Source organism: Staphylococcus petrasii, assembly GCF_002902565.1.
GTDB classification, from domain to species: domain Bacteria; phylum Bacillota; class Bacilli; order Staphylococcales; family Staphylococcaceae; genus Staphylococcus; species Staphylococcus petrasii.
Window position 1 is genome coordinate 1 of record NZ_PPRC01000027.1, and the last position, 14,274, is coordinate 14,274.

Annotated in this window: 17 protein-coding genes and 1 riboswitch; of the genes, 15 read left to right on the top strand and 2 right to left on the bottom strand. The window is 32.5% G+C overall.

Annotated features, from left to right (window positions below; all coding sequences use genetic code 11):
• Positions 1-188 precede the first annotated feature (188 nt).
• The 6 genes from gcvH to CD127_RS05500 all read left to right on the top strand — a co-directional run bounded on the left by gcvH (position 189) and on the right by CD127_RS05500 (position 4,314).
• On the top strand, positions 189-569 hold the full coding sequence (gene gcvH / locus CD127_RS05475; RefSeq protein ID WP_103298694.1) for a glycine cleavage system protein GcvH: 381 nt from the start codon (positions 189-191) through the stop codon (positions 567-569).
• 273 nt (positions 570-842) lie between these two features.
• Positions 843-1,229, top strand: coding sequence for a toprim domain-containing protein (locus tag CD127_RS05480; RefSeq protein WP_103298693.1), 387 nt, complete (start codon positions 843-845; stop codon positions 1,227-1,229).
• On the top strand, positions 1,222-1,518 hold the full coding sequence (locus CD127_RS05485; protein WP_103366036.1) for a thioredoxin family protein: 297 nt from the start codon (positions 1,222-1,224) through the stop codon (positions 1,516-1,518). The genes CD127_RS05480 and CD127_RS05485 overlap by 8 nt, the downstream gene beginning before the upstream one ends.
• Before the next feature lie 57 nt (positions 1,519-1,575).
• Positions 1,576-1,682: riboswitch (SAM riboswitch) on the top strand.
• 82 nt (positions 1,683-1,764) lie between these two features.
• Positions 1,765-2,790, top strand: a complete 1,026-nt coding sequence (locus tag CD127_RS05490) for a methionine ABC transporter ATP-binding protein (RefSeq protein WP_103366037.1) — start codon at positions 1,765-1,767, stop codon at positions 2,788-2,790.
• Positions 2,783-3,478, top strand: a complete 696-nt coding sequence (locus tag CD127_RS05495) for a methionine ABC transporter permease (RefSeq protein ID WP_103298690.1) — start codon at positions 2,783-2,785, stop codon at positions 3,476-3,478. The genes CD127_RS05490 and CD127_RS05495 overlap by 8 nt, the downstream gene beginning before the upstream one ends.
• A 20-nt stretch (positions 3,479-3,498) precedes the next feature.
• Positions 3,499-4,314, top strand: a complete 816-nt coding sequence (locus tag CD127_RS05500) for a MetQ/NlpA family ABC transporter substrate-binding protein (protein ID WP_103366038.1) — start codon at positions 3,499-3,501, stop codon at positions 4,312-4,314.
• Between the two features lie 95 nt (positions 4,315-4,409).
• Here the strand turns inward: CD127_RS05500 and CD127_RS12660 are convergent, their stop codons facing one another.
• The gene (locus CD127_RS12660) at positions 4,410-4,574 is read right to left on the bottom strand and encodes a hypothetical protein (RefSeq protein WP_167409907.1); all 165 of its coding nucleotides are present in this window, start codon (positions 4,572-4,574) and stop codon (positions 4,410-4,412) included.
• A gap of 166 nt (positions 4,575-4,740) precedes the next feature.
• On the opposite strand from CD127_RS12660, the gene CD127_RS05505 reads away from it, so the two are divergent.
• Positions 4,741-4,932 (top strand): CsbD family protein, encoded by a 192-nt coding sequence (locus tag CD127_RS05505; protein ID WP_103298688.1) that lies wholly within the window; start codon positions 4,741-4,743, stop codon positions 4,930-4,932.
• Positions 4,933-4,978: 46 nt separating this feature from the next.
• Here the strand turns inward: CD127_RS05505 and popT are convergent, their stop codons facing one another.
• A complete protein-coding gene (gene popT, locus CD127_RS05510; protein ID WP_103366039.1) occupies positions 4,979-5,833 on the bottom strand; it encodes a polyprenyl-phosphate transporter PopT in 855 nt (284 codons plus the stop codon).
• A 338-nt stretch (positions 5,834-6,171) separates the two neighbouring features.
• Here popT and sufC point away from each other — a divergent pair, with 338 nt between their 5' ends.
• The 8 genes from sufC to CD127_RS05550 all read left to right on the top strand — a co-directional run bounded on the left by sufC (position 6,172) and on the right by CD127_RS05550 (position 14,059).
• The gene (gene sufC / locus CD127_RS05515) at positions 6,172-6,933 is read left to right on the top strand and encodes a Fe-S cluster assembly ATPase SufC (protein ID WP_103329424.1); all 762 of its coding nucleotides are present in this window, start codon (positions 6,172-6,174) and stop codon (positions 6,931-6,933) included.
• Positions 6,934-7,106: 173 nt separating this feature from the next.
• Positions 7,107-8,414 carry a Fe-S cluster assembly protein SufD gene (gene sufD / locus CD127_RS05520; RefSeq protein ID WP_103297664.1) on the top strand — a complete coding sequence of 436 codons (1,308 nt, stop codon included), beginning with the start codon at positions 7,107-7,109 and terminating at the stop codon, positions 8,412-8,414.
• 32 nt (positions 8,415-8,446) lie between these two features.
• Positions 8,447-9,697 carry a cysteine desulfurase gene (locus tag CD127_RS05525; RefSeq protein WP_174694740.1) on the top strand — a complete coding sequence of 417 codons (1,251 nt, stop codon included), beginning with the start codon at positions 8,447-8,449 and terminating at the stop codon, positions 9,695-9,697.
• Positions 9,687-10,148, top strand: a complete 462-nt coding sequence (gene sufU, locus CD127_RS05530) for a Fe-S cluster assembly sulfur transfer protein SufU (RefSeq protein ID WP_103297662.1) — start codon at positions 9,687-9,689, stop codon at positions 10,146-10,148. Before CD127_RS05525 ends, sufU begins: the two co-directional genes overlap by 11 nt.
• Before the next feature lie 197 nt (positions 10,149-10,345).
• Positions 10,346-11,743 (top strand): Fe-S cluster assembly protein SufB, encoded by a 1,398-nt coding sequence (gene sufB / locus CD127_RS05535; RefSeq protein ID WP_103297661.1) that lies wholly within the window; start codon positions 10,346-10,348, stop codon positions 11,741-11,743.
• 184 nt (positions 11,744-11,927) lie between these two features.
• Positions 11,928-12,608: a hypothetical protein gene (locus CD127_RS05540; protein WP_103366041.1), complete on the top strand. Its 681-nt coding sequence runs from the start codon at positions 11,928-11,930 to the stop codon at positions 12,606-12,608.
• A gap of 53 nt (positions 12,609-12,661) precedes the next feature.
• Complete coding sequence (locus CD127_RS05545) at positions 12,662-13,348, top strand: DUF5080 family protein (protein WP_103366042.1); 687 nt, start codon at positions 12,662-12,664, stop codon at positions 13,346-13,348.
• Positions 13,349-13,366: 18 nt separating this feature from the next.
• A complete protein-coding gene (locus CD127_RS05550; RefSeq protein WP_103366043.1) occupies positions 13,367-14,059 on the top strand; it encodes a DUF5079 family protein in 693 nt (230 codons plus the stop codon).
• The last annotated feature ends 215 nt before the right edge of the window (positions 14,060-14,274 follow it).

Genomic DNA, 14,274 nt, shown 5'->3' on the forward strand with positions numbered 1-14,274 from the left:
GTCTACAGATTTGTCTTTAAAATTATTTATCAGCCTTTTATGAATTGTTAATTTTTCTTATTAGTCAAAATAGTTTAATTTTACAAATATTAATTCAATAAATTGTATCAACTTTTAATATTAATAGTTGAATGAAAACTAACGGTATGGCATCATTAAATTGTAATTAATTTTAGGAGGGGATTTTCGTGGCAGTACCGAGCGAATTAAAATATTCTAAAGAACATGAATGGGTTAAAGTTGAAGGCAACACAGTAACAATTGGTATTACTGAATACGCACAAGGCGAATTAGGTGATATCGTATTCGTTGAATTACCAGACGTTGACGATGAAATCAACGAAGGGGATACTTTTGGTAGCGTAGAATCAGTTAAAACTGTTTCTGAATTATATGCGCCAGTATCTGGTAAAATTGTTGAAACTAACGAAGAATTAGAAGACAGCCCTGAGTTCGTAAATGAATCACCATACGAAAAAGCATGGATGGTTAAAGTTGAACTTAGCGATGAAAGTCAATTAGACGAATTATTAAGTGCTGATCAATATTCTGAAATGATTGGCGAATAATTAACAGGGAACTCCTTGATTTCGTATCTTGGAGTTTTTTATTTTATTAAAAATTAATTTACTCAAATATTAATACTCTAGACCACACATAAATTACATATATATGTATGCAAGTATAAGTATATACACCTTAAAATTTAATAATGATAGTTAGTGAGCTTTTCAAAAATTAAATAATTCTAAATGTTAAGTCTTAGTAAAATACGTTTAGAATTTTATTATTCTGTGAAGAAGTTAATGATTGTTTATTATCGACTTAGAAGGTGGATGAGCATGGCAATTTTAAATAAAGTTATTATTGTTGAAGGTAAATCTGATAAGAAGAGAGTACAACAAGTCATCGCTGAACCTGTCAATATTATCTGTACACATGGTACAATGAGTATCGACAAGATAGATGATATGATCGAATCATTATATGGTAAGCAAGTGTATGTACTTGCAGATTCGGATAACGAGGGTGAGAAGATTAGAAAGTGGTTTAAACGATATTTAAGCGAAAGTGAACACATCTATGTTGATAAAACATATTGTGAAGTCGCACGATGTCCTAAAAACTATCTTGCTAATGTTTTGAGCAGATATGGTTTTACTGTTCGAAAAGAGAAGCGTCTCATACCTAATTTAACGACTGAAAGGTTAGTATTAATGAATGAGTAGTACAATAAATGTAGAAGATATAAGAGAAAACTTCAAAGAAGATAAACATCTTATTTTTGGGTATACACCCATGTGTGGCACATGTAAAATTTCTGAGCGCATGCTAGACATCGCAAATGAAATTTTAAAATTGCCAGTTAAAAAAATAGATTTAAATTTTCATCCAGAATTTAGCGAAGAAAATAAAATTATGTCCGTGCCTGTGTTAATGGTTATGAATAAAGATAAGGAAATGGATAGAATCTACGCATTTCAGTCTGTGCCTTATTTGTTAGAAAAATTAAAATAATTATTGACGAAGTTATAGTGCAATGGTAGGATATAAATTAATTAAATAGTGCGAAAACTCTTATCAAGAGAGGTGGAGGGATGTGCCCTATGAAGCCCGGCAACCGTCTATAAAATAGAAATGGTGCCAATTCACATAAAGTTTAACACTTTAGAAGATGAGAGAAAGATATTTCAATGCTTTCTCAACTTAACTAAAGTGAGAAAGCATTTTTTAATTACATAAAGTTTTAAGGAGGCACTTAACGTGATTGAATTAAATCAAGTAGTTAAACGCTATCACACAAAGAATAAAGATGTTCTAGCAGTTGATCACGTTGACTTAAAAATAGAATCAGGCTCAATTTTTGGAGTAATTGGATTCTCTGGTGCTGGTAAAAGTACGTTAATTAGAATGTTCAATAATCTAGAGGAACCTACATCAGGGGACATTATTATAGATGGCGACAATATTAACAAACTTTCAAAAGCAGAGTTAAGAAGAAAACGTCAAAAAGTAAGTATGGTTTTCCAACATTTTAATCTATTGTGGTCACGAACTGTTTTAAAAAATATTATGTTTCCGCTTGAAATTGCTGGCGCGTCTAAAGCGAAAGCTAGGGAAAAAGCTTTACAACTCGTTGAGCTTGTAGGCTTGAAAGGTAGAGAGAATGCTTATCCTTCAGAATTATCTGGTGGACAAAAGCAAAGAGTAGGTATCGCACGTGCCTTGGCAAATGATCCAGACGTGTTATTGTGCGATGAAGCAACAAGCGCACTTGACCCACAAACTACCGACGAAATTTTAGATTTACTTTTAAAAATAAAAGAAAGACAAAATCTTACAATTGTTATCATCACACACGAAATGCAAGTCATCAGACGTATTTGTGATGAAGTAGCTGTTATGGAAAATGGTCGTGTCATTGAACAAGGTAGAGTAAGCGAAGTCTTTGAAAATCCTCAACACGAAGTGACAAAACGCTTTGTTAAAGATGATTTAGACGATGACTTTGAAGAGTCCATTAAACATTTAGAACCATTAGATTCAGATGCTTACATTGTGAGACTTAACTTCAATGGTAACAATGCTACTGAACCTATCGTGTCTTACATAACTAAAAACTTGAATATTGATATTAATATCCTTGAAGCAAATATTAAAAATACACGTGAGGGTTCAATTGGATTTTTAGTTATCCATATCCCACATATTACACATGAAGCTTTTGAAGTATTTAAAAATGATTTACATAAGCGACATGTCAATGTGGAGGTGATTAAGCATGGATAAATCATATGGTGATATTCTTCATGAAATGATTACTATGCCTAATGTACAATGGCCAGATGTATGGCAAGCGATTTATGAAACGTTATATATGACTATCGTTTCAACAATCTTCGCATTTATTCTTGGCTTAATCTTAGGTGTGTTACTCTTCCTTTCAGCTAGAAGCAATTCTACTGGGGCAAGAATTTTTTATAGCATAGTTTCATTTATTGTTAACTTATTCCGAGCAATTCCATTTATTATCTTAATCTTGTTATTAATTCCATTTACAAGCGTCCTTTTAGGAACAATAAGTGGTCCGACTGGTGCGTTACCAGCCTTAATCATTGGTGCAGCGCCATTCTATGCAAGATTAGTAGAAATTGCATTTAAGGAAATTGATAAAGGTGTCATTGAAGCGGCTCAGTCAATGGGAGCAAGTACATGGACAATTATTTGGAAAGTCTTACTTCCAGAAGCAATGCCAGCACTTGTATCAGGTATTACCGTTACAGCAATTGCTTTAGTTGGTTCAACTGCAATTGCCGGTGTTATCGGTGCCGGTGGTTTAGGTAACTTAGCTTACTTAACTGGTTTCACACGTAGTCAAAATGATGTCATCTTAGTTTCAACAGTATTCATTTTAATTATTGTATTTATAATTCAATTCATTGGGGATTGGATTGCAAATAAAATTGATAAACGATAAGGGAAAAGAGGTTTGATTTAATGAAAAAACTTTTAAGTTTACTTTTAGTACTTACACTTACTGTTGTATTAGCCGCATGTGGTAATGGCGGAGGAAACAAAGACAAAAAAATCGTGGTTGGTGCGTCACCAGCTCCTCACGCTGAAATTTTGGAAAAAGCAAAACCTTTACTTAAAAAGAAAGGCTATGACTTAGAAATTAAAACAATTAACGATTACACTACACCTAATAAATTATTAGATAAAGGTGAGTTAGACGCTAACTACTTCCAACACGTACCTTACTTAAAAACTGAAAGCAAAGAAAAAGGATACAAAATTGAAGATGCTGGTAAAGTTCACTTAGAACCAATGGCTGTATATTCTAAAAAATATAAAAGCTTAAAAGACCTTCCAAAAGGTGCTACAGTATACGTTTCTAACAACCCAGCTGAACAAGGTCGTTTCTTAAAATTCTTCGTTGATGAAGGTTTAATTAAAATCAAAAAAGGTGTTAAAATCGAAGACGCTAAATTCGAAGATATCACTGAAAACAAAAAAGACATTAAATTCAATAACAAACAATCAGCTGAATACTTACCTAAAATCTACCAAAATCAAGATGTAGATGCTGCTATCATCAACTCTAACTATGCGATTGATCAAAAATTAAATCCTCAAAAAGATTCAATCGTAGTTGAAAAAGCAAACAACAATCCTTATGCAAACTTAATTGCTGTTCAAAAAGGTCATAAAGATGATAAGAAAATTAAAGCTTTAATTGAAGTATTACAATCTAAAGATATTCGTGATTTCATCAACGATAAATATAAAGGTGCCGTAGTACCTGCTAAATAATTGATGAAATAAATGAAAGCCCTGTAACCGTTATGGTTCAGGGCTTTTGTTATGCATAGATTGATTATAAAGATTATTACTTAAACAAGATTATATTAGAAAGTAGAAATATTTCTATACAGCATTCCAACTCCAAAACCACCTGTACCTAAACTGTAATCAAATTTAAGGATTTCAATATTTGGATTTTCTTCTAAAAATCGATTTACTTTTTTATTTAGACCACTTTCTGTCATTGCACTAAAATGTATAAATTTCATTACGGTTCAATCCTTTCTAATTTAATATTTATTGTTAGTATCCATTATATATGAGTCACTATGTATAAAGAAATTTTTCAAAAAATGCATGAATCATGTTTAACAAAGAGAAGGGCGGGTAGATAATAACTAAATAAGACATCAGTCTTTCAAGGAGGAATTTCAAATGGCTGAAGATAAATTTGAACAAGCAAAAGGTAATATTAAAGAAACAGTTGGTAACGCAACTGATAATAAAAACTTAGAAAAAGATGGCCAAGGCGACAAAGCTTCTGGCAAAGCAAAAGAAGTTGTTGATAACGTTAAAGATAAAGCTAACGACTTAATCGACAAAGTTAAAGGCAACGACGATAAATAAGTTGTTGTATAAGAATAAACGCATGTGCTTAGCACATGCGTTTTTTTTATGCTTCATTTTCACTGGTAATTCTGCCTAATGTATAACTAGCGGAAAATCCAATTATCAATAATACGATTGCGATTAACCACTCAACTAAGCCACTAGGTAAGCCTGGGAATACGGCATAAATCGATCCGATTACGAAACCTGTGATTAAAGCAAAAGTCATAACAAAATGATGGTGCAAGAAGTATTTAATAATACGGCTTGAAATTAAAAATCCTACAATGATACCAAGTCCTACGATTAATAATACAGGTAAGCCATCAAAGTTAAATTTGACTAAGTCTGCAACGGCTAACATCACAGTGCCATAAGCGCCAAATACAAGCAACATAAATGATCCTGAAATTCCAGGTAATAACATTGCACTAGAAGCACATACACCAGCTAAAAAATATTTAATAATAAGACTAAAAGATAAATGAAGTGATGTGTCTGCACTTTGTTCGCCTGAATTTATTAAAGTGATCGCAACGAGAATAATAATACCTAGTATTAAAACAGCGTAATGCTTGGCATGAAATGTCTCTTTAAAATTCGCCGTTCTTAACAGATAAGTAATAATACCAATAATTAATCCAGTAAAGAAAAACATTGTAACTACTTGATGATGCTCTAATAAATAATTGATTAAATTACTTAAAATTCCAATAGCTAATCCCATGCCTATTAATATAGGAAGTAAAAATTTCAAACTAGGCCAAAATCGCTTAGAGAATAAGCCACTAATTGATGAAATGAAATCATCATATATGCCTAATAATAAAGCAATGGTGCCTCCACTAATGCCTGGAATTAAATCAGTAGTTCCCATTCCAAATCCTTTTATAATATTAATCCACCTAAAACCTTGCATGAATGTCTCCTTTCTAAATAAAAGTTAAATTGCATCATAACAGATTTTCATAGATTAAGGAAATCTTTTGAAAATAAAATTACAAAATAATTAGAAATATATTCTATTATGTTATTGAGAACAACAAGCCTATGATTATCAGTTTCATTGTGCTAAATTAAGCTAGATAAAAATAATTTTAGTTAAATAATGACTCTAATTTAGCGTTTTAATAAGTTTATATTAGGGGACATTTGCGTTATAATGAAGTGTATTAAAGTATACAAAGTCTTTTTGACTACAAATTAAAATTATTATAAACTAGTTAAGAAAACTTTATATTTACGGAGGGAATATAAATGTCATCAACATTAGAAATCAAAGACCTACATGTGTCTATTGAAGATAAAGAAATCTTAAAAGGTGTTAATTTAACAGTTAATACAGGTGAAGTACATGCAATCATGGGACCAAACGGTACAGGTAAATCTACTTTATCATCTGCAATTATGGGACATCCATCATACGAAGTAACACAAGGTGAAGTGTTATTAGATGGCGTTAATATTTTAGAATTAGAAGTTGATGAAAGAGCTAAAGCAGGTCTTTTCTTAGCTATGCAATATCCATCAGAAATTACTGGTGTAACAAATGCGGACTTCATGCGTTCTGCTATCAACGCTAAACGTGAAGAAGGACAAGAAATTAACTTAATGCAATTCATTAAGAAATTAGATAAACAAATGGACTTCTTAGATATCGACAAAGATATGGCGCAACGTTACTTAAACGAAGGTTTCTCAGGCGGTGAGAAAAAACGTAACGAAATTTTACAATTAATGATGTTAGAACCTAAATTTGCAATTCTTGACGAAATTGACTCAGGTTTAGATATCGATGCGTTAAAAGTTGTATCTAAAGGTATCAACGAAATGCGTGGCGAAAACTTCGGTGCATTAATGATTACGCACTATCAACGTTTATTAAACTACATTACTCCAGACAAAGTACACGTTATGTACGGCGGTAAAGTAGTTAAATCAGGTGGCCCAGAATTAGCTAAACGTCTTGAAGAAGAAGGTTACGAATGGGTTAAAGAAGAATTTGGTGCTCAAGAATAGTCTATAAATGTTCATTTAAATGATGAAACATGACAGAGCTTAGTCAATGTCACTAGCTTAATCAAAGCTATTAAATATGTAAGGCTGAGAAGGCTTACCCTGTGAAAGTAAAAAATAGGTAAAGTCGTTCTACAGTCGCTAAAACTTTTCATCAAGTAGGAGGAAAAAGAGTTATGACAACTGAAACTTTGAACATTTCTGAAGAACAACTTGTTGATTATTCTAAAGCGCACAATGAACCTTCTTGGATGACTGAATTACGTCAAAAAGCGTTGAAATTAACAGAAACTTTAGAAATGCCTAAACCAGATAAAACTAAATTAAGAAAATGGGATTTCGACACGTTTAAAGAACATAATGTTGAAGGAAAAGCGTTCAACGATTTATCAGAACTTCCTGAAGTATTAAAAAACATTATCGACGTTGAAAACTCTAAAAACTTAATTATTCAACACAATAATGCGTTAGCTTATACACACGTATCTGAACAAGCGCAAAATAACGGTGTAATTATTGAAGGTTTATCTGAAGCATTAGTAAACCACAGTGATTTAGTTCAAAAATATTTAATGACTGAAGCAGTAAGTGTGGATGAACACCGATTAACAGCATTACACACTGCTTTAATGAATGGTGGCGTATTTGTATACGTTCCTAAAAATGTAGTAGTTGAAGATCCTATTCAATACGTTGTATTACATGACGACGAGAATGCTAGTTTCTACAACCACGTAATTATCGCAACTGAAGAAAGTGCTGAAGTAACTTACGTTGAGAACTATCTTTCAACTGTAAGTGGCGAAGGTAACCAATTAAACATTGTTTCTGAAGTTATCGCAGGCGCTAACTCAAATATCACTTACGGCTCAGTAGATTACCTTGATAAAGGTTTCACTGGTCACATCATTCGTCGTGGTACAACTGAAGCAGATGCTTCTATTAATTGGGCATTAGGCTTAATGAATGAAGGTAGTCAAATTATTGACAATACTACAAACTTAGTAGGCGACCGTTCTACAAGTGAGCTTAAATCAGTAGTAGTTGGAACTGGAGATCAAAAGATTAACCTTACATCTAAAATCGTTCAATACGGTAAAGAAACAAATGGTTATATCTTGAAACATGGCGTTATGCTTGAAGACGCATCATCTATCTTTAATGGTATTGGTTACATCAAACATGGCGGTACGAAATCTATCGCTAACCAAGAATCACGTGTTTTAATGCTTTCTGAAAATGCACGTGGCGATGCTAACCCAATCTTGTTAATTGATGAAGATGACGTAGAAGCTGGACACGCAGCGTCAGTTGGACGTGTAGATCCAGAACAACTTTATTACTTAATGAGTCGTGGTATTTCTCAAAAAGAAGCTGAACGCTTAGTAATTCATGGTTTCTTAGATCCAGTCGTACGTGAATTACCAATCGAAGACGTTAAACGTCAATTAAGAGAAGTTATCGAATTAAAAGTAAACAAATAATCGAAGACGAGATTTTTAATAATAGAAAGGTCGTGAATAAAGTGGCCGAAACTTCATTAAATATTGAGGAAATTATCAAAGATTTTCCTATTTTAAATCAAAAAGTTAATGGAAAAAGATTAGCCTATCTTGATTCAACAGCGACAAGTCAAAAACCTGTCCAAGTGTTAAATGTATTAGATGATTATTATAAACGTTATAATTCTAACGTTCACCGTGGCGTACACACACTTGGTTCACTTGCAACAGATGGTTACGAAGGTGCACGTGAAACGGTTCGACGTTTCATTAACGCGAAATATTTTGAAGAAGTCATCTTTACTAGAGGAACAACAGCTTCTATTAATATCGTGGCACGCAGCTATGGTGATGCGAATATTGAAGAGGGCGATGAAATTGTTGTTACTGAAATGGAACATCATGCAAACATCGTACCTTGGCAACAATTAGCTAAACGTAAAAATGCATCTTTAAAATTCATCCCTATGACAGATGAGGGCGAATTACGCATTGAAGATGTCAAAGCAACAATTAATGATAAAACTAAAATTGTAGCGATTGCTCATGTATCGAATGTATTAGGTACAATCAATGACGTTAAAGAAATCGCTAAGATTGCTCATGAACATGGCGCAATTATTAGTGTAGACGGTGCGCAATCTGCACCTCATATGGATATTGATGTACAAGATTTAGATGCTGATTTCTTCAGTTTCAGTGGTCATAAAATGTTAGGTCCAACAGGTGTCGGCGTATTATACGGTGAACGTGATTTACTTAAAGATATGGAACCTGTTGAATTTGGCGGTGACATGATTGATTTCGTAAGTAAATATGATGCTACTTGGGCAGACTTACCTACGAAGTTTGAAGCAGGTACACCGTTAATCGCTCAAGCCATTGGTTTAGCTGAAGCTATCCGCTACATTGAAAATTTAGGCTTTGAAGCGATTCACAAACATGAAAAAGAACTTACAGAATATGCATACGATCAAATGTCAGCCATTGAAGGATTAGAAATTTATGGTCCACCAAAAGAACGACGTGCTGGTGTGATTACATTTAATTTAGCTGACATTCATCCACATGATGTCGCAACTGCTGTCGATACAGAAGGTGTTGCAGTAAGAGCAGGACATCACTGTGCGCAACCATTAATGAAATGGCTAAACGTTTCATCAACTGCTCGTGCTAGTTTCTACATTTATAATACAAAAGAAGATGTAGACCAATTGGTAGAAGCATTGAAACAAACGAAGGAGTTTTTCTCTTATGAATTTTAATAATTTAGATCAACTTTATAGATCTGTAATTATGGATCATTATAAAAACCCTAGAAACAAAGGCGTTTTAGACAATGGATCAATGACAGTAGACATGAACAATCCTACTTGTGGTGACCGCATCAGATTAACATTTGATATCGAAGACGGTATTATCAATGATGCTAAATTCGAAGGGGAAGGTTGTTCAATTTCAATGTCTAGTGCATCAATGATGACTGAAGCCGTAAAAGGCCATACGTTAGGCGAAGCGATGCAAATGAGTCAAGAATTCACTAAAATGATGCTTGGCGAAGACTATGAAATTACTGAAGATATGGGAGATATCGAAGCATTATCAGGTGTTTCACAATTCCCTGCTCGAATTAAATGTGCTACTTTAGCTTGGAAAGCACTCGAAAAAGGTACAGTTGAAAAAGAAGGTAAGGCTGAAGGTACTACTGAAGACTAAACAGTTCTAACTGAATTATTAGGTTGAATAAAGTTTTTATTGAACTTAAAAGATAGTAGTATTTTAATCATAACTTCATTTAACTTTTTACACTTGTGACTTTTTATGTAAGTTGCATGTTGTTACAATAGCAATAGAAATAATGAATATTAAAAATCTCACGCACGACGTTTAAATATATTTAAGGAGTGATTGAAATGGCTAAAAAAGCACCTGATGTTGGGGATTATAAATATGGTTTCCATGATGAGGATGTTTCCATTTTCCGATCAGAACGTGGTTTAACAGAAAATATCGTTAGAGAAATTTCTAAAATGAAGGAAGAGCCAGAATGGATGCTTGACTTCAGACTTAAAGCTTTAAAATTATTCTATAAAATGCCAATGCCTCAATGGGGTGGCGACTTATCAGAATTAGACTTTGATGACATCACATACTACGTTAAACCTTCAGAGCATACTGAACGTTCATGGGACGAAGTACCTGAAGAAATTAAACGTACATTTGATAAATTAGGTATTCCTGAAGCTGAACAAAAATATTTAGCAGGTGTTTCTGCGCAATATGAATCAGAAGTTGTTTATCACAACATGGAAAAAGAATTAGAAGAAAAAGGTATTATCTTTAAAGATACTGATAGTGCTTTACGTGAAAACGAAGAACTATTCAAAGAATACTTTGCTTCTGTTATTCCAGCTGCTGACAACAAATTCGCAGCACTTAACTCAGCTGTATGGTCAGGTGGTTCATTCATCTATGTACCTAAAAACGTTAAATTAGATACACCATTACAAGCATACTTCCGTATTAACTCAGAAAACATGGGTCAATTCGAACGTACATTAATCATTGCTGATGAAGGTGCTTCAGTAAACTACGTTGAAGGTTGTACTGCACCAGTTTACACAACTAGTTCATTACACTCAGCAGTAGTTGAAATCATCGTTCATAAAGATGCTCATGTACGTTATACAACTATTCAAAACTGGGCAAACAACGTTTATAACTTAGTTACGAAACGTACTTTTGTCCATGAAAATGGTAACATGGAATGGGTTGACGGTAACTTAGGTTCTAAGTTAACAATGAAATACCCTAACTGTGTACTTTTAGGTGAAGGTGCGAAAGGTAGTACGTTATCAATCGCATTCGCTGGTAAAGGACAAGTTCAAGATGCTGGTGCTAAAATGATTCACAAAGCACCAAACACATCTTCAACTATCGTGTCTAAATCTATTTCTAAAAATGGTGGTAAAGTTATCTATCGTGGTATCGTTCACTTTGGACGTAAAGCGAAAGGTGCACGTTCTAACATTGAATGTGACACATTAATCTTAGATAACGAATCAACATCAGATACAATTCCTTACAATGAAGTATTCAATGACAATATTTCATTAGAACATGAAGCGAAAGTTTCTAAAGTATCTGAAGAACAATTATTCTACTTAATGAGCCGTGGTATTTCTGAAGAAGAAGCGACTGAAATGATCGTAATGGGCTTCATTGAACCATTCACTAAAGAATTACCAATGGAATATGCGGTAGAAATGAACCGTTTAATCAAATTCGAGATGGAAGGCAGTATCGGTTAATTTAACCCATACTATCTGTTTTTTAATAACAATTATAAGTACCAAAGTGTTTATATTATATAAGCACTTTGGTACTTTTTTTTACTTTTTTATTCAAAAACATAAAATTAATTATTTTTTATGATATGCTTTTATATAAGTTTAAATTTAATTTAATAAAAAAATATTTGGGAAGGCATCTAAAATGTTTGAATTTTATGCAAAATGGTTTTGGTTAATCGAAATGATAGAAAATTTCATGTTATTTTTTGGGGCAATCGGCTTAGTTTTTGTAGCAATACTAAGTTTAGAACAGATTCAAGAAAGAAAAAAGCTCTGGTATGTAGGAATATTTTTAATCTATGCTGCATTATTTGGACTGTTAATATATTTTTCTGATAAAGAAACTCAAAGTTATAATGTGGTTTTTATCATTTTATATTTACCATATTTATATATGTGTTATTTATCAAGTCATTATTTAGTGAAACGTCCTTTAAAAACAAAATTAGAGTTTGTTACTGGTAAGAATCTTCGGTCACATAAAGTAACCAATAAAGAAATGAAGTCCTTAAAGGAAGAACTACACTCTGCAAAGATAAATGCATTGGCAGGATCAATTTGTGCTTCCTTCATGATTGTTGCTTTTTCAGCAAAATTAAAATTTATACATGAGGATAAATGGTTTGCGAAGCACGAGTTACCTGAAACTATTGCCAATTTGGCTGGAGTTGGAGGCTTTGTCTTTTTAGTCTCAGCTTTTTTAATAGTTATTTATTTCATTATTGATATGGTGTTATGGAATAAACGAGGCAGATTTCCTGGACTTATATTTCGCCCAATAATTATGTGTCTGTGGCAATTTTTATTTTTGATTTCTCTTTAATTATTGCGAGGAAATTTTGAAGTATGAACTAAATTTGAAGGAGAAAAACTATAATGGATTTGTATGGTTTATGGATTTATATTTTATTTATTGTTCCATATATTTTAATTTTTTTTGGTACTATTGGTTTGTTTTACGCCTCACTATTTACGCTTGCACCAACTCTTGCTTCTAAAAAAATAAGATTTTTGGGCATTATTATACTTTATGGTGGTATTTTATGGTTAATCGTTTATTTTACCGGTGAAGATTTTGAAAGTTATTCAAATGTCTTTTTAGCTATCTATTTCCCATATTTATGGTTATGTTTTCAGTCATGCCATTATTTATTTAAACGTCCGTATAAAACGAAGCTAAAACAATTAAAAGAAGAAGAAGCAAATACAGGCAAATCAAACAAAGAAGATATTGAAGATGTAGAGAAAGACCTTGATTCGGCAGACGTGATATCGTGGTCGGCATCTTTAGGCGCTATCGTTGTTATCATTATTATGTCTTTAAAAACAAGTTTCATACATAATCGAGAATTAATGTATCAAACAGATATAAATGAACTCATCGGAGATTTAGCAGCTGTAAGTGGAGCCGTTTTGATGTTTTCATTAGGTTTAGCATTACTGTATTTCATTATCGATCTGACATTATGGAAGAAAAGAGGAGCATATCCTGGCTACATACTGCGTCCATTAGTGATGGGCGCATGGCAAATTATCTTTTTAATTTCACTTATACGTTTTTAAAAAAGGGGTTAGTTAAAGTTGGATAGAGAGAGCTACGAATATTTTAAAAAAATTGGAACACCTGGAATAGGTATATTCATTTTATGTATTTTATTATTTAGTTGCATTACATATAAAGCAGGTCTTACTTGGGAGGAGACCCCTCTCTATTTGAAAGTATCATCCATAGTGATGATTATTGCGCTTATACCTTCGATTTGCCAATTATTTATTAAACGTAATTTTGAAACACCAAAACAAATGATGATATTATCCAAGGTGTTTTTACTGGATGCCTATATTTGTTGCTTTTTCTTGCCATTTAGTATGTTTCAACTCTATGCATTTATCGCAGCGCTTAATAAGATTGATATAAAGGATTTTTGGTACTTAAATTTAATAGTATTAATTTTATGGATGACGATTAGGTTGAGTATAAATTTTTTATTATTTCATACGCCAAAGTTTTTAGGCGATAATAAATTTATCGCAATTTTAATTTTAAAATTTCTAGGCAGTGGGATTTATTTAGAAAAAATAATTGAGTTCTTTATGATACCAGATATTGAAGAAAATAAAATCCGTCTATATTTTGGTCAATTTGTTTTTATACTCGCTAGTCATGCATGCATACTCGTATACATTAAATTATATGCTAATGTAACTGGTAGTTACTATTATAATGACGAAGGGAAAAAACGTTCTGAAGAAGAAATAAAACAACTCACATAATAATAAATGAGGCTTAGGAAATAAATAGCATTACATTTTAATAAAGATTAATTGGAAAGTAAACTCGCTTTTAATCAACAAATAACTCAATGATGTAAGAGCAGGGCATGAATTTATATGAATTCATGCCTTGCTCTTATTTTTTCAAGAAAGCAACAAAGTTTATCAAAATTTGGAGTAGGGAATATTTTGAATAAATATATAAATATTTAATC